This window comes from Hoeflea sp. YIM 152468 (assembly GCF_029210485.1).
GTDB lineage: Bacteria > Pseudomonadota > Alphaproteobacteria > Rhizobiales > Rhizobiaceae > Hoeflea.
In genome coordinates this window covers 14,370-29,522 of record NZ_JARGET010000023.1, presented here as the reverse complement: position 1 = coordinate 29,522, position 15,153 = coordinate 14,370, and the positions used below count along the sequence as shown (strand labels likewise).

The 15,153-nt window shown below is 61.5% G+C and carries 12 protein-coding genes and 1 pseudogene; 2 read left to right on the top strand and 11 right to left on the bottom strand.

The features are described 5' to 3' along the window. Nucleotides 1–17: 17 nt before the first annotated feature. The 10 genes from PZ897_RS12220 to dusB all read right to left on the bottom strand — a co-directional run bounded on the left by PZ897_RS12220 (nucleotide 18) and on the right by dusB (nucleotide 13,432). Nucleotides 18–800: an endonuclease/exonuclease/phosphatase family protein gene (locus PZ897_RS12220; RefSeq protein WP_275752575.1), complete on the bottom strand. Its 783-nt coding sequence runs from the start codon at nucleotides 798–800 to the stop codon at nucleotides 18–20. 369 nt (nucleotides 801–1,169) lie between these two features. Next, entirely contained in the window at nucleotides 1,170–2,480 is a 1,311-nt protein-coding gene (gene hflX, locus PZ897_RS12215; RefSeq protein WP_275752574.1) for a GTPase HflX, read from the bottom strand. Between the two features lie 70 nt (nucleotides 2,481–2,550). Beyond that, nucleotides 2,551–2,799, bottom strand: a complete 249-nt coding sequence (gene hfq / locus PZ897_RS12210; RefSeq protein ID WP_275752688.1) for an RNA chaperone Hfq — start codon at nucleotides 2,797–2,799, stop codon at nucleotides 2,551–2,553. Nucleotides 2,800–3,093: 294 nt separating this feature from the next. Continuing rightward, on the bottom strand, nucleotides 3,094–4,563 hold the full coding sequence (locus PZ897_RS12205; RefSeq protein ID WP_275752573.1) for a potassium transporter TrkG: 1,470 nt from the start codon (nucleotides 4,561–4,563) through the stop codon (nucleotides 3,094–3,096). A gap of 4 nt (nucleotides 4,564–4,567) precedes the next feature. Next, nucleotides 4,568–5,944 carry a Trk system potassium transporter TrkA gene (gene trkA / locus PZ897_RS12200; RefSeq protein WP_275752572.1) on the bottom strand — a complete coding sequence of 459 codons (1,377 nt, stop codon included), beginning with the start codon at nucleotides 5,942–5,944 and terminating at the stop codon, nucleotides 4,568–4,570. A gap of 54 nt (nucleotides 5,945–5,998) precedes the next feature. Beyond that, nucleotides 5,999–7,363, bottom strand: a complete 1,365-nt coding sequence (locus tag PZ897_RS12195) for a sigma-54 dependent transcriptional regulator (RefSeq protein ID WP_275752571.1) — start codon at nucleotides 7,361–7,363, stop codon at nucleotides 5,999–6,001. Next, nucleotides 7,353–9,626, bottom strand: coding sequence for a PAS domain-containing sensor histidine kinase (locus tag PZ897_RS12190; RefSeq protein WP_275752687.1), 2,274 nt, complete (start codon nucleotides 9,624–9,626; stop codon nucleotides 7,353–7,355). The genes PZ897_RS12195 and PZ897_RS12190 overlap by 11 nt, the downstream gene beginning before the upstream one ends. Nucleotides 9,627–9,802: 176 nt before the next feature. Then, complete coding sequence (ntrC, locus tag PZ897_RS12185; protein WP_275752570.1) at nucleotides 9,803–11,254, bottom strand: nitrogen regulation protein NR(I); 1,452 nt, start codon at nucleotides 11,252–11,254, stop codon at nucleotides 9,803–9,805. A 4-nt stretch (nucleotides 11,255–11,258) separates the two neighbouring features. After that, complete coding sequence (locus PZ897_RS12180) at nucleotides 11,259–12,368, bottom strand: nitrogen regulation protein NR(II) (RefSeq protein ID WP_275752686.1); 1,110 nt, start codon at nucleotides 12,366–12,368, stop codon at nucleotides 11,259–11,261. Nucleotides 12,369–12,418: 50 nt separating this feature from the next. Further along, nucleotides 12,419–13,432: a tRNA dihydrouridine synthase DusB gene (gene dusB / locus PZ897_RS12175; protein WP_275752569.1), complete on the bottom strand. Its 1,014-nt coding sequence runs from the start codon at nucleotides 13,430–13,432 to the stop codon at nucleotides 12,419–12,421. Between the two features lie 169 nt (nucleotides 13,433–13,601). Here dusB and ispF point away from each other — a divergent pair. Then, nucleotides 13,602–14,132 (top strand): annotated as a pseudogene (ispF, locus tag PZ897_RS12170) (2-C-methyl-D-erythritol 2,4-cyclodiphosphate synthase); the annotation flags it as partial. Then, nucleotides 14,129–14,713, top strand: coding sequence for a CinA family protein (locus PZ897_RS12165; RefSeq protein WP_275752568.1), 585 nt, complete (start codon nucleotides 14,129–14,131; stop codon nucleotides 14,711–14,713). The pseudogene ispF and the gene PZ897_RS12165, both read left to right, overlap by 4 nt. Here the strand turns inward: PZ897_RS12165 and PZ897_RS12160 are convergent. Next, the gene (locus PZ897_RS12160; RefSeq protein WP_275752567.1) at nucleotides 14,689–15,150 is read right to left on the bottom strand and encodes a type II toxin-antitoxin system RatA family toxin; all 462 of its coding nucleotides are present in this window, start codon (nucleotides 15,148–15,150) and stop codon (nucleotides 14,689–14,691) included. The genes PZ897_RS12165 and PZ897_RS12160 overlap by 25 nt on opposite strands. Nucleotides 15,151–15,153 lie beyond the last annotated feature (3 nt).

Below are 15,153 nucleotides of genomic sequence, written 5' to 3'. Positions count from 1 at the left end.
GGATGCCGCCGGACGGCTCATGCAAGGGCAGGCTGCGCCTGAGGCCGTCCGGCATCTGGTGCAGCCGCGGCGCCGATGTCGAACTGGGCCCGGACCGGCAGATGGTCCGATGCCATGCGGGTCAGGCCCGTTTGAATCCGGCCGGCGGATTTGAGCTGCAACGGGCCCGCGTAGAAAATCTGATCCAGGGCCGCGACAGGAAAACCGGCGGGAAAGGTCTTGCCACATTCCGCTTCCTGCATGCAGTCACGAAACGGCTTCAGGCTCCAGCGCCCCTTGCCCCAGCAATTGAAATCTCCCATCATCAACGTCACCCGGCCCGAGCCCGGGTCTGCGGCTTCCACCAGGGTCTCGGCCTGACGGCGCCGGTAGGCGGCGAGAAGTCCCAGATGGGCGCAGATCACCCGAATTTCAGTGTCGCCATGGGCGAGATCAACCAGCAAACCGCCCCGCGGCTCCAGGCCCTTCAGTTCTATCGTCCGGGCGTCGAGTATGCGCAGGTCCGGATTGACGAGCAGAATATTGCCATGCCAGCCAAGCCCGTTCTGATTGTGATTGAGCGAGACAGTGTGCAGTTGGGTGTGGTGGCGAACCTGAGAGGAGCTGAAAATCGGCTTGCGCTGCTTGAAGCGATAATCCGCCTCCTGCAGGGCGACGATATCGACGCCCAGATTTGCCACAGCTTCCAGAACGCGTTCGGGATCACGCCGGTAGTCGCCCCCGATTGCCTTGCGCACATTGTAGGTGGCGACGCTGATGGAAGCGGTATTCTTCTCGCCTGATTCGCTGCACTCAACCATGTCAAACCCACCAGCCTTTGTTGTCACGGCCTGCCGCCATCGCCCTCGCCACACCACGGGGCCTCTCAATGCCGGTGCGGTAGAAGGGAAATGGCTTGCTGTCAAAACCCGATTGCGCCCCACATTGCACGAAAACCATCGCTGTTGCCAATGTGGGGTTTGTTCGACGAATTACCAGATGACCGGCTCGACGGTGCCATGGGCCGGAAAAAGGTTCGGGGTCCGGATCCGGACAATGCCATCTGCCGTCGTGCATGCTATCAGCCTCGCGAGCAACAAGACGATCCGGTACTTGCTTGGCGCATGAAACCGAAATCTTGAGCGGGGAAGCTTCTGCTCTGACCACCAGGCGCCTGGCGAAATCCGTGGCTAGAAGTCAGCTTCCGGCTTCGGCCCCAGACCGAGCTGCCGGTCGAGATCCTGGCTGTCGGATTCGGTGAATTCGGCCGTCAGCTCAACCGAGCCGTCTTCGTGATCGATGCGGCTCTTGACCCGGCCGCGCTCATAGATCCAGGACATCACCGGCAATTGCTGCGAGGTCAGCACTGTCGTGCGGGTGGAGAGCTTGCCGGAAATGCGGGCTTCAACCGCCGTCAGCAGGGAATCAATGCCCTCGCCTTTCAGCGCCGACACAACGATGGCTTCGCCGGATTGAGCCCGGACGCGCAGGGATTCGGCGGCTTCGGCGTCAAGCAGGTCCACCTTGTTCCACACCTCGAGCATTCGCCGCGGTTCGATCTCGCCGACACCCAGACTGTTGAGAATCGCTTCCACATCGGCGGCCTGGGAACTGCGGTCGGGATCGGACATGTCGCGCACATGGAGGATAAGATCAGCCTCCACCACCTCTTCCAGCGTCGCCCGGAAGGCGGCGACCAGATGGGTCGGCAAATTGGAAATGAAACCAACCGTATCAGACAGGATCACCGTGCTGCCATGCGGCAGTTTCATCCGCCTCAGCGTCGGGTCAAGCGTGGCAAAAAGCATGTCTTCGGCCAGCACATCGGCGCCGGTGATACGGTTGAACAGGGTGGATTTGCCGGCATTGGTGTAGCCGACCAGCGCCACAATCGGGTGCGGCACTTTCTTGCGTTTGGCGCGGTGCAGTTGCCGGGTGCGGCGCACCTGCTCGAGTTCACGCTCCAGCTTGACGATCCGCTCCTGCAGCAGCCGCCTGTCGGACTCGATCTGGGTCTCGCCGGGACCGCCCATGAAGCCGCCACCGCCGCGCTGGCGTTCAAGGTGGGTCCAGCTGCGCACCAGCCGGCCCCTCTGATAATTGAGGTGTGCCAGCTCGACCTGCAACACACCTTCCTTGGTGGAAGCGCGGCGCCCGAAAATTTCCAGGATCAGTCCGGTGCGGTCAATCACCTTGACCCCCCATTCCGTCTCCATATTGCGCTGCTGCACCGGTGTTAGCGGATGATCGACGATGACCAGATGCGAGTCGGTCGCATCGATCAGAGCCTGGATCTCGAGCATTTTGCCCTTGCCGAACAAGGTCGAAGGCCGCGGCGCGGATACCGGCACCAGCAGCGCCTCGGCCACTTCGAGATCGATGGCGCCGGCCAGACCGACTGCCTCTGCCATGCGGTTGGCATCAGGCCGCTTGTCGGCCTCACCACTGCCGGGTGCGGCGTTGCGGCTGCGCAGGGTCGGAACCAGCACAATTGCGCGCATGACGCCGGACTTGCTGTCCGCGTCGAAGAAATTTCCGGAGCTGTCTACAGTTTCGATTTGCGTTTTCCTGTCAGGCGCCGGGTGTGGCGTCCTCATTTTCAAACATCTGCACCGGCTGGCTTGGCATGATCGTGGAAATCGCATGCTTGTAGACAAGCTGCGAATGGCCATCACGTCTCAACAGCACGCAAAAGTTATCAAATGACGTCACCACACCGGTCAGTTTCACCCCATTGATCAAAAAGATCGTCAGGGAGATCTTCTGCTTCCGAACTGTGTTGAGAAAAAGATCCTGCAGGTTTTGTGAACGCTCCGCCATTTGCGATTTTTCATCCGTCTTTTTCTTGCCCGCATTTCCGCAGGTCATTACCGCACTCGTTCCGGCCTTGATGACATCCGCATTCTTCAACCATGAAAAGCGCATGAAAGGCAACAGCCTTGCGTTGCCTCAAGCCCCGAACATTCCCATTCTTATCCCTGACAAACAGAACACCAAAAAAAACGCTGCTGACAGAAAAAATGCTGGTCCGAACACCGCACAGAAGACCACTGTTGCGGGGTTTTGTAAACACTTGATTTTGCGGACTTCAACCGCTTCGGTCAGGAACCGGGTTTAATGGCTCATCCAGTAGCGAATGTTCAAAACCGCGAAAACAATCATGACCTCAAGCCGCCCCAGGGTCATGACCACAATGCCGGTGAGCTTGGCAGACGCGGGCATGGTGGCAAATTGCGGCCAGTCCTGGTTTACCGGTTCGGTTGCATAGGCGACGGGCACCAGCGCCTCATAGACCGGGCCGGCATTGGAAAAGAACGCGATCGCCATGGTGATTCCGCCTTCGAAATCGGTGGCGCCGAGCGTCAGCGCCATCGCCGCAAAGGCAATGATCAACAAGGACAGCGCGAAATAGGTCCAGATCGCCCGCATGCTGGTGTCGTCGATGACCTGCTGTCCAAAGCGCAGGTTCGTCACCCCGCTGGGATAGATCAACTGGTTGAGTTCACGGGCGGAATGCACTGCCATGGCGACAATCCGGTAGACCTTGAAGCCGCCGGTCGTCGAGTAGATGCCGCCCCCGATCAACACGATCACCAGGACGGTGAGATCAGGCCACAACGCGATGACACCTGGCCGGCTCTCAATCCCGCTGGTGCCGACCAGCGACGTCGCCACCAACAGGCTTTCGGCAAATATCGGTCCCAGATCATTGCCGCCTGACACCGACGACAGGCGGGCGGCGAAAAAGAACGCAACCACAAGGATCACCAGGCCGATCACCACCATTTCCGGATTGTTGGCGAAAAACATCCGCGGCGAGCGCAGCATGCGCCGGCGCCAAAACACGCTGACGGTCCCGAGCGCAAGCCCGGCCGCCAGCACCAGTTGCGCCATCGGACCGGCATGGTTTTCAAGCGCCCCTTCAAAGGGAAGGAAGCCGCCGGTGGCAATGGCGATCATCGACATCATGGCGGCATAAGGTCCGTTGACCCCGGCCAGCATCAATCCGACAAAAACCAGGAAAGTCAGAAGCATGTAATGGGTCATCACCTGGCGGAACTCGCCAAGATCGATCGTCATGTCGCTGGCCTGACCGGTGAGAACGCGGCGGTCACCGGCGGGCAAACCACCAAATCCGCCCGGCGCCAGCACATGAATGATCGACAACAGCATCAGAAACCCGCCGTACCACTCAACCGTGGCGCGCCAGAACAGGATCGCCTGGGGCGCGGTTTCGCGCGGCAATTGGGTAACCCCCGACGTGGTCAGAGCGGCCACCGCCTCGAACCAGGCATCGACCCAGCTCAACCCGGCCAGGGTCTTGAACGACACCGCGGCCACGACCGGCACCAGAACCCACATCGCGACCAGCGCCAGATAGCCCGAAGCACGCCCCAGCGGGCGCTTGAAGCCGGCAATCGAACCCAGCACCATCAGCGCCGAGAACACGCCCAGTGCGCCAACCAGCAGCATCGACAGGGCAAGCTCCTGCATTCCGTCGGCAATCGCAAACAGCACAGACGGTGCAATCAGCGCGAACATCACCGCAACCGCAACCGCCAGAACGTGCAGAACGCCAAGCATGGGATCAGAAAAACTCGAGGCTGACGCGGAACATCTGTTCCACATGCCGCACCGATTCGACTGCGGCGAACATCACCACCCGGTCCTTGGCCTTGATTTTCAACGATCCGTCCGGGCGCAACACCTTTTTGTCGCGGTAGATTGCGCCGACGCGGACACCGTCGGGAAGATCGAGGCTGCGCAATGGCTTGCCGACCAGCGGCGAAGTCTCGAGCGCTTCCGCCTCGATCACTTCAGCGGCCCCCTTCTGCACCGCATAGACCGCGCGAATGCGGCCGCGGCGGACGTGCTGGAGAATGCGGGAGATGGTCACCGCACGCGGATTGATGTGGGCATCAATTCCCAGTGTCCTGGTGAAATCCTGATAGGAGGGATTGTTGATCAACACCAGATTGGCCTTGCAGCCAAGCCGTTTGGCCATCACCGAGGACAAGATGTTGACCTGATCATCATTGGTCAGGGCAACCATCAGATCGGCATTCTGGATATCGGCCTCAACCAGTATGTTGTGGTCCAGCGACGAGCCGTTGAGGACAATGGTGCGTGACAGCGAATCCGCGATGGTGACGGCACGGGCACGGTCGGTCTCGATGATTTTCACTTTGGTCTTCGGCTGCCGTTCCTCAATCGCCGCTGCAACATAATAGCCGATATTGCCGCCGCCGGAGATAACGATTCGGCCGGCTTCCTGCTCCTCATGCCCAAACAGGCCGAGCGTGCGGCGGACATGATCCTTGTCACACACGACGTAGGCGAGGTCACCGGTTTCCAGCTGGTCGGAGGAATGGGGTACGAACAGCTTGTCGTGACGCCAGACACCAACCACCGTGGCAAGCAGATCCGGAAACAGCTCGCTCAACTGTGCCAGCGGCGTGTTGACCACGGGACAATCTTCAAGGCACTCGATGGCAACCATCGCCACCTGATCATCGGCGAAGCGGACGACATCGGTCGCCCCCGGCAGTGCGATGCGGCGCAACACCATCTGACCGACTTCAACCTCCGGCGAGATGATGACGTCGATCGGCATATGATCGCGGGAAAACAAATCGGCCCAGTGGGATTTCAGATAGGACTGAGCCCGGATCCGGGCAATCTTGGTCGGCACATTGAAGATCGAGTGCGCCACCTGGCAGGCCACCATGTTGATCTCGTCATAGAGCGTAACCGCGATGATCATGTCCGCCTGATCGGCGCCCGCCTGCGCCAGGACGTCGGGATGGGCGCCATGACCGACATAGCTGCGCACATCCAGCGTGTCGCGAATGCCCTGCACAAGGGTGGCGGAAGTGTCGATGACCGACACATCGTTGTCCTCGGCCGCCAAGCGTTCAGCGATGCCGTAGCCGACACGTCCCGCACCGCAAATGATGACCTTCATTGCCGACCCCTCAAGCGCCCACCAGTTGTTGCGGCCACGGCCGCCTTGTGCCGCTTATACGCCAAGCGATTTCAATTTGCGATGCAGGGCGGAGCGCTCCATGCCGACAAATTCCGCGGTCCTGGAAATGTTGCCGCCGAACCGGTTGATCTGGGCGATCAGATAGTCGCGCTCGAACAGTTCGCGCGCCTCGCGCAGCGGCAGCGTCATGACGTGGTTGGATCCCGACGCCGAGGCCTTGGGCAGCATGTCGGAGACGTCATCGGGCAACATGTCGGCGCTGATCACGGTTTCCGGCCCATCCGAACGGGCCAGAATCATCAACCGCTCCATATAGTTGCGCAATTGCCTGATATTGCCTGGCCAGGTGTGGGCCTGGATCACCGCCAGCGCATCCTCGCCGATGCGGCGGTTCTTGATCCCTGCCTGCTCGGAGACGACGCGCATGAAGCTGTCGACCAGAAACGGAATATCCTCGCGTCGCTCGGTAAGCGATGGGACTTGCACAGGAACGACCGCAAGCCGGTGATAGAGGTCTTCGCGGAACTCCCCTGTGGCAATCAGCTCCTCAAGATTGCGCGCCGTCGAGGAAATGATACGCACATCCACCTTCACCCGCTTGGTGCCGCCAACCCGCTCGAACTGCTGATCAACCAGCACGCGCAGGATCTTGTTCTGGGTGCCGCGCGGCATATCGGCCACTTCATCGAGATAGAGAATGCCGCCATGCGCTTCCTCCAGCGCGCCAATCTTGCGTTCATGACTGGCGGCACTTTCGGTGCCAAACAACGCCACTTCCATCCGCTCGGGGGTGATGGTGGCAGCATTGAGTGCGACAAACGGGCCGCCAGCACGGGCGGACTTGCGATGAATCAGGCGGGCAACCAGTTCCTTTCCCGATCCCGACGGTCCCAGAATCATCACCCGGCTGTTGGTCGGCGCAATCTTGTCGATGGCCTGCTTGAGCTGCGAAACGGCGACTGACGTGCCGATCAACTCGATCGAATCGCCCGAACGCTTCTTGAGTTCGGAAACCTCACGCTTGAGCTTGGAGGTTTCGAGCGCCCGGTCAGCAGCCAGAATCAACCTGTCGGCCTTGAAGGGTTTCTCGATGAAATCATAGGCGCCACGCTGGATCGCCGAGACGGCGGTCTCGATGTTGCCGTGTCCGGATATCATCACCACGGGCAGATCGGGATAGCGTGCCTTGATCTCATCAAGCAGCGCCAGTCCATCGAGCCGGCTTCCCTGCAGCCAGATATCGAGGAAGATCAGGCGCGGCACCCGGTCGTTGATGGCCGCAAGTGCGGAATCACTGTCCGCCGCAGTCCGGGTTTCGTGGCCTTCATCGTCGAGAATGCCGGACACAATTTCGCGAATATCCGCTTCGTCATCAACGACCAGAATGTCAGATGCCATCTGCCGGTTCCTTTGCGTTTTCTTCTTGTTCGGGGGCCGGCGCCGGAGCATCCACGGGAAGGCGGACCGTAATCATGGCGCCTTTGCCCCCATCGACTTCAGCCGGCGCATCCCGCAACTGGATCGTGCCACCGTGGTCATCTATGATTTTCTTGACGATGGCGAGCCCGAGCCCCGTGCCCTTGTCGCGCATGGTGGTATAAGGTTCGAGCAGACGGTGCCGGTTTTCACCCGGAAACCCGCGACCGTTGTCGATGATGTCGACACTGTATTCGCTGCCGTCAGTTGACCGCCCTGCCCGGACAATGATGGTCTTGCCCGAACGCTCATCACCGTCCGGAACCGCATCGATCGCCTCGGTGGCGTTCTTGATCAGATTGCCGAACGCCTGGCCCAGCATCCGCGGATCAAACTCTCCTTCAAGTGGCGTCTCGGGAAATTCCGTCACGAACTCAATATCATTCCGGCTGACTTCCCGCAAAAAAGTGGCGTCCTTGAGAATGTCACGCAGATCGCTGCGCGCCTTTGACGGTTTCGGCATCCGCGCGAAGGAGGAGAACTCATCGACCATCCGTCCGATATCCTCAACCTGGCGGATGATGGTGTTGGTACACTGATCGAAAATCGTGCGATCGTCTTCCGGAATCTGACGGCCATAACGGCGGCGGATGCGATCGGCGGACAACTGGATCGGCGTCAACGGGTTCTTGATCTCGTGGGCGATACGGCGGGCAACATCGGCCCAGGCGGTCGATCTCTGCGCGATCAGCAGGTCGGTGATGTCGTCAAGCGTGACGACAAAGGACACCAGACCGTCATGGCTTTCCTCACGCGACACCTTGACGTTGAGCGTGCGCTCCTTGCCTCCGCGATGCAACGTCACCTGGCCGGTCGCGGCGGAGCGTGGATGCATGGCGGCTTCGGCCATAATCGTCGCAAATTCCGGTGCCAGCACGGTAAATTGCTGCCCCTTCACCTCGGTCTGGCCGTCGCCCAGGGTTTGCCGTGCCGAGCGGTTGGCAATCGTCACCGCACCCCTGTGATCGACGCCAACAACGCCTGCAGACACGCCCGATAGCACCGCTTCGGTGAACCGGCGGCGATCGTCGATCTGGTCTTTGGCGGAGAGGATTTCATCACGCTGGCTTCGGATCTGCACGATCATGTTGTTGAACGTCTGCGCCAGCGAGCCGACGTCGCCATCCGAGGCGTGCACCGGAACCACCACATCGAGATTGCCGCTGGCCACGTCGTCGGATGCGCCGATGAGTATGCGGATCGGCCGGACCAGCCTGTCGGCGACGGCGATGGCTGTCCAGATCGCCGCCAGCAGAACAATAAGCGCAAACCCCAGATACAGAATGCCGAAGGCGAGTTGCAGCGATGCCCGCCCCTTCTCCAGCGTCTGATACTCCTGGGTCGCCTCCTCCATCAATCGCATTGATCGCATGACCTCCGGATCGACCACCCGGACGGTATAGAGCAATGTGTCATTGATCTGCTGTAGCGGCATCAGCGCGCCGACCAGATTGGTGACGCCCGGCGGAATCAGGGTTGGCTGGCCTTTGACGGCATCTGTCAGCGCCTGTTCGGGCACGGCCGGCAATGGTCTCTCGGTCTCGATGTCGGCCTGCAGGATGACGCTGCCATCTTCGCGCAACAGAAAGGCGCCCAGCAGGCCGCGGCCGATCGCCTGGCGGGTGATGAATTGGCTGAAGCCGATGCGATCCAGCGTGTATAGCGAGCGTGCATTGTCGAGATCATTGGCCATGGAGACCGTCTGGCCCTGCAGAAAACGCGCGTTTTCCAGCACATATGCCTGCGCCACCGACAGCGACGAATTGACGATCGACTTGGTCCGCATCGAAAACCAGCGGTCAAGCCCGACATCCAGCGTGATCGATGCGACGATGGCTACGAGAATGGCGGGAAGAATCGCCACGATGGAAAACAGCGCAACAATGCGGATGTGCAGCTTCGCCGCCGCTTTGCCCCGCCGCCGCGCCCTCAGCAGCATCCGGATTTCCAGATACACCAGTGTCACCAGGCCAATGACCAGGACCAGGTTGACCACGACAGCGCCGAGAACCACCTGATCGACCGGCTCGATCGGGGTCAGCCCAAGAAGAATCGCAAATGAAATCAAGGCGCTCAGGAAGGCAGTGATGACCAGCGCAAGGCCCGGAAGGCTAAACAGGTTGCGGCGCCGGCCGGCGTCTTGCCCGTCAGCCTGATGTCCAGCCGATTGCCGCCCGCCGCCGATGGCTGCGGGCCGGGCCGGTTCGGTATTCGTCAAACCAGGGGCCGTCTCAACCACCATCTGTTCCTCGCCACTCCACACTTGGTTGGGTCATATCGTTGCGAACAAGCAACAGATTGTGGCGAAAATGCAACTTCCCGGCACGGCCTGTCAAGCCATCCTTGCCGCACTGCCGCGGATCAGGCCGGGCGTGGCGAACGGTAGACACTGACCCCGAGTTCGCGGATCTTCTTGCGCAAGGTGTTGCGGTTCAGGCCGAGCAGTTCGGCGGCCTTGATCTGATTGCCGCGGGTGGCAGTCAGGGCTGCCATAATGAGGGGGTATTCGACCTCTTCCAGCACCCGTTGATACAGGCCCGTGGGCGGCAGCTCGTCTCCGAATCCGGAAAAATAGCGGCGCATGTTTTCCTCCACCGACTGGGCGATGGTCGCGGGTCCCATGGATGCCGAACCTTGCGGGGAGACCGGTTCGGGGGATTCGTTGCGGAGTTCGTTTTCGATGATCTCGCGGGTGATGACATCCTGCGGATAGAGCGCCATGACGCGGCGGACGACGTTTTCGAGCTCCCGCACATTGCCCGGCCAGGGATAGGCCTTGAGCAGCTCCAGCGCCTCGCCGTCAAAGCGCTTGGCATCGAGCCCCTCGCCGGCTGCGAAGCGGACAAAATGGCGGACCAGATCCGGCACATCCTCGGCCCGGTCCCGCAGTGAGGGCAACCGCAGCGGCACGACATTGAGCCGGTAATACAGATCCTCGCGGAACAGGCCCTGATTGATCAGGATCTTGAGGTCCTTGTTGGTGGCGGCGACAATCCTCACATCGGTCTTGATCGGGGTGCGGCCACCCACGGTGGTGTATTCACCCTGCTGCAGCACTCTCAACAGCCGGGTCTGGGCCTCCATCGGCATGTCGCCGATCTCGTCAAGAAACAACGTCCCGCCCTCGGCCTGTTCGAAGCGGCCGACGGATTTGGTCTGGGCGCCGGTAAAGGCGCCTTTTTCATGCCCGAACAGTTCGGATTCGATCAGATCACGCGGGATGGCGGCCATATTGATGGCAACCAGCGGACCCTTGCGCCGCTTGCCGTAGTCATGCAGCGCCCGCGCCACCAGCTCCTTGCCGGTTCCCGATTCCCCGGTAATCATCAAGGTCAGATCGGTCTGCATCAGCCGCGCCAGGACGCGGTAGATTTCCTGCATGGCAGCAGAACGCCCAACCAGCGGCATGCCTTCAGCGGATTCTTCGGGCTGGGCGGCAAGCTTGCGCGGTTCGGACAGCGCCCGGCCGATGGTGCCGATCAACTCGCTCAGATCGAAAGGTTTGGGAAGATAGTCGTAAGCCCCGCCCTCCGATGCCTTGATTGCGGTCATGAAGGTGTTTTGCGCGCTCATCACCAGCACCGGAAGGTCCGGGCGCGCCCTGCGGATGCGTGGCAGCATGTCGAAGGCGTTCTCGTCCGGCATGATCACATCAGTGACCACCAGATCGCCATCGCCAGCCGATACCCAGCGCCACAGAGTCGCTGCATTGGACGTAACGCGCACATCATAGCCGGCCCGGGTCAGGGCCTGGTTGAGCACGGTGCGGATCGCGGCGTCATCGTCAGCAACAAGTATCGTGGCTTTGCCCATCAATTCAGTCCTCTTGGCCGGAGGCATGGCCCGTGTGGGACGGCAGCGGCTTGATCGGCCGTCCGTCGGGCGAAACCGGCATTAGCACCCGGAAAACGGTCTCGCGGCTCTGGCTGTCACATTCAACGATACCGCCATGACCGCCGACGATCTTGGCAACCAGCGCCAGACCGAGGCCCGAGCCGTTGGTCTTGGTGGTGATGAAGGGATCGAACAGGTGCGAGACCAGCTCGTGTGGAACGCCGGGACCATTGTCCTGCACACAGAATTCAAGCGGCAGCGAGATCTTGTCGCGTGTGCCGGCGACCGACAGCTTGATGCCGGGCCGGTAGGCCGTGGTCAGAACGATTTCGCCATTGGGATCATCGCCGATCGATTCGGCGGCGTTCTTGACCAGATTGAGGAACACCTGCACCAGCTGGTCGCGGTTGGCATAGACCGAGGGAAGCGACGGATCATAGAGTTCGACGAACTTGATATGGCGGGCGAACCCGGCCTTGGCCACCGCCTTGACGTGGTCGAGCACCGAATGGATGTTGACGGTGGTGCGGTCCACCGGACGCTCGTCGGAGAAGATTTCCATGCGGTCCACCAGCGAGACGATGCGGTCGGTCTCATCGCGGATCAGCCGTGCCAGCGAGCGGTCTTCCTCGCCAACCGACATTTCCAGCAATTGCGCCGCGCCGCGGATGCCCGACAGCGGGTTCTTGATTTCATGTGCCAGCATCGATGCCAGTCCGCTGACCGAACGCGCGGCGGCACGGTGGGTAAGCTGACGGTCGATCTTGTCGGCCATCGAGCGCTCCTGGAACACCACCACGACGTTACCGGGCATCCCTGCCACCGGCGCGACATAGAGATCAACGAGCTTGTCGCTGCCCAGCCGTGGCGAGCTGAGATCGACCCGGTACTCATTGACGGCCGCGCTGCGTTCGCGCACCTGCCCAATGAGTTCGAGAAGCGGGCTGCCGAACGGAATGAAGTCGTCGATCCTGTGCCTGCCGAGATGGGCCGCACTGGCGCCGAAGAAGTTTTCCGCTTCCCAATTGGCAAAGCAGACGACACTGCCGGCGTTGACCATGATCACCGGATGCTGGATGGCGTTGAGCACCATGGTGGTGGTGCCGGCGTCGATGACGCTCGCCTGTTCGCCACCTTTTGCGCTCACGCCGCACTCTCCAGCACCGACGCCTGCAAGCTCGCCGCCAGCGCCTGAGCAAACATATCGAAAACTTCATCGGCCCGGCGCGCCGTCATCAGGGCGGTTTTGACCGCAGCCGGGGTTTCCGGCGCCAGCGTCTCGAGATACCAGCCGATGTGCTTGCGCGCATGGCGCACGCCGACGTCTTCACCGTAATGCGAGATCATCATCCGGTAATGGGCAAGCGCCACGGCCTGGCGGGCGGCAGCCCCGGCCGGAACCTCGTCCGATCCGGCCAGTTCGCCGCAAATCCAGGGCTGGCCGCGCGCGGCGCGCCCGACCATCACCGCGTCGGCGCCCGAGCGGCGCAGGCACTCGGCAATATCGGCGGGCGAGGTGACATCACCATTGGCGATCAACGGAACGCTGACCGCGTCGCGAACCCGGGCGATGGCATCCCAATTGGCAACACCGTCGTAAAACTGCATGCGGGTGCGGCCATGAATGGTGATCATCTGCACGCCGGCGGCTTCGGCGCGGGCTGCAATCAACGGCGCATTGTGGCTGTCATCATCCCAGCCGAGACGCATTTTCAGCGTTACCGGAACCGAAACCGCCTTGACGGTCGCCGCGATCAATTCAAGCGCATGGTCGGGATCGCGCATGAGCGCTGACCCCGAATAGCCGCCGGTCACCTTCTTGGCCGGACAGCCCATGTTGATGTCGATCATGGCAGCGCCCGCGGCCTCTGCAATCCGGGCTGCCTCACCCATCCATCCGGCCTCGCGGCCGGCAAGCTGCACCACATGCGGATCAATGCCGTCCCCCCGCAACCGCACCAGCGATTCGCGGCTGTCGGTGACCAGCTCGCGGCTCGCGACCATTTCGGTGAACACCAGCCCTGCCCCATGCTGCCAGGCCAGTTGCCGGAACGGCAGATCAGAGATGCCCGACAAGGGCGCCAGAAACACCCGGTTTCGCGCGGTTACCGGCCCGATCTGAAGCGGTTGACTGAGACTGGCTTTAATATTCTGCATGCGTATCGTGCAACTTTTCTGATTGCCCTTTTTTTAGACAAACCATTCGGGCTTGCCAAGTCGAATTCGGTCGGCGGACGATAAAAATGCAAAAGGGCTTTTTTCCCCCCGGCGCAAGCCTTAGAGACAGGATGTGGTGAACTCGCCCACAAGAACCGCTAATTTCGAGGAAATCGCCATGGCGCATGAAGACCCGTCCCCCCACCCGCTGCCGGATGTCCGGACCGGCAACGGCTATGATGTCCATCGGCTGGTGGATGGCACCCATGTTACTCTTTGCGGCGTCGAGATCCCGCATGATCAGCGGCTTGACGGCCATTCCGACGCCGATGTCGGCCTGCACGCGCTGACCGATGCGCTGCTGGCGACATGCGCTGCGGGCGATATTGGCGATCATTTTCCGCCGTCTGATCCGCAATGGCATGGCGCCGCCTCGCACATCTTTCTCAGCCACGCAGCCGCGATCGTGCGCGACGCCGGCGGCGTGATCCTGAATGTCGATGTCACGCTGATCGCCGAAGAGCCGAAGATCGGGCCGCACCGGCTGGCCATGCGCTCCGCCCTTGCCGGCATTCTCGGCATTTCGGTCGAGCGCTGTTCGGTCAAGGCCACCACCCATGAGACCATCGGCAGCATCGGCCGCCGCGAGGGCATTGCGGCCATCGCCACTGCCTCTGTCGTGTATGGCCATCGGTCATGAGTGATGGGGAGATGAAGGACGGGGCCGCGCGGCAAACGGCATTGCTCGACGAGATCGGCGCCGACTGCCACAGGCTGGCACAGGAGCTGGTTGACTCGTTCTCCGTCGCCGGCGCGCGGGTGGCGACGGCCGAATCCTGCACCGGCGGCCTGATCGCCGCAGCCATCACGGACGTGCCCGGTTCGTCAGCGGTGTTTGAGCGCGGATTTGTGACCTATTCCAACCCGGCCAAGCAGGACATGCTCGGCGTGCGCGACACCACACTCGATAGCTATGGTGCGGTGTCGGCGCAGGTCGCCACCGAAATGGTGCTCGGGGCACGCCGCCGGTCGGGGGCCAGTTTCGCGGTTTCGGTGACAGGCGTCGCCGGTCCAGGCGGCGGCTCGGCCATCAAACCGGTCGGGCTGGTGTGGATGGGGCTTTCGGGGCCGGGAGACCTGACCAGTGTGATCGAGCTGCGCTGGGACCCGGCCTGGAGCCGCGCGCTGATCCGGGCTGCCACAGTCCGCGCTGCACTCGAAGCGCTGATCGGCCGCCTGGCGCAGCCGACGCGAGGTCAGGAAACGCCGGGCTCGCCGTAAATCTCCCGGGCGCGTTTTTCAAACGCCTCGGCAAACATGCGGAAGGCCCGGTCGAACATGGCGCCCATCAGCACGCCGAGCATTCTGCTCTTGAATTCGTAGTCGATAAAGAACCGCACCTCGCATCCGCCATCATCGCGCGGCTCGAAGGTCCACTTGTTGTCGAGATATCTGAACGGCCCGTCGAGGTATTTGACGTTGATCTCCCGTTCATCCGGATCGAGCAAAACCTGGCTGGTGAAGGTTTCGCGGATCTTCTTGTAGCCCACCGTCATGTCGGCGATCAGCAATGTCCTGGTATCGCGCTCCTTGCGCGAGCGCACGCTCAGCGCCTCGCACAACGGCAAGAACTCGGGATAGCGCTCGACATCGGCGACCAGATCGAACATCTGGCGCGGCGAGTGCGGTATGGAACGTGTGGTGGTGTAGGTTGGCATCGG

Bases quoted from the DNA above. Each gene is read 5' to 3' on its own strand.
- trkA (WP_275752572.1), bottom strand. From the start codon at position 5,944: ATGAAGGTCATCATTTGCGGTGCGGGACGTGTCGGCTACGGCATCGCT.
- PZ897_RS12220 (WP_275752575.1), bottom strand. From the start codon at position 800: ATGGTTGAGTGCAGCGAATCAGGCGAGAAGAATACCGCTTCCATCAGC.
- PZ897_RS12205 (WP_275752573.1), bottom strand. From the start codon at position 4,563: ATGCTTGGCGTTCTGCACGTTCTGGCGGTTGCGGTTGCGGTGATGTTC.
- hflX (WP_275752574.1), bottom strand. From the start codon at position 2,480: ATGCGCGCAATTGTGCTGGTTCCGACCCTGCGCAGCCGCAACGCCGCA.
- PZ897_RS12180 (WP_275752686.1), bottom strand. From the start codon at position 12,368: ATGGTGCTCAACGCCATCCAGCATCCGGTGATCATGGTCAACGCCGGC.
- PZ897_RS12165 (WP_275752568.1), top strand. From the start codon at position 14,129: ATGAGTGATGGGGAGATGAAGGACGGGGCCGCGCGGCAAACGGCATTG.
- hfq (WP_275752688.1), bottom strand. From the start codon at position 2,799: ATGGCGGAGCGTTCACAAAACCTGCAGGATCTTTTTCTCAACACAGTT.
- dusB (WP_275752569.1), bottom strand. From the start codon at position 13,432: ATGCAGAATATTAAAGCCAGTCTCAGTCAACCGCTTCAGATCGGGCCG.
- PZ897_RS12160 (WP_275752567.1), bottom strand. From the start codon at position 15,150: ATGCCAACCTACACCACCACACGTTCCATACCGCACTCGCCGCGCCAG.
- PZ897_RS12195 (WP_275752571.1), bottom strand. From the start codon at position 7,363: ATGGCATCTGACATTCTGGTCGTTGATGACGAAGCGGATATTCGCGAA.
- ntrC (WP_275752570.1), bottom strand. From the start codon at position 11,254: ATGGGCAAAGCCACGATACTTGTTGCTGACGATGACGCCGCGATCCGC.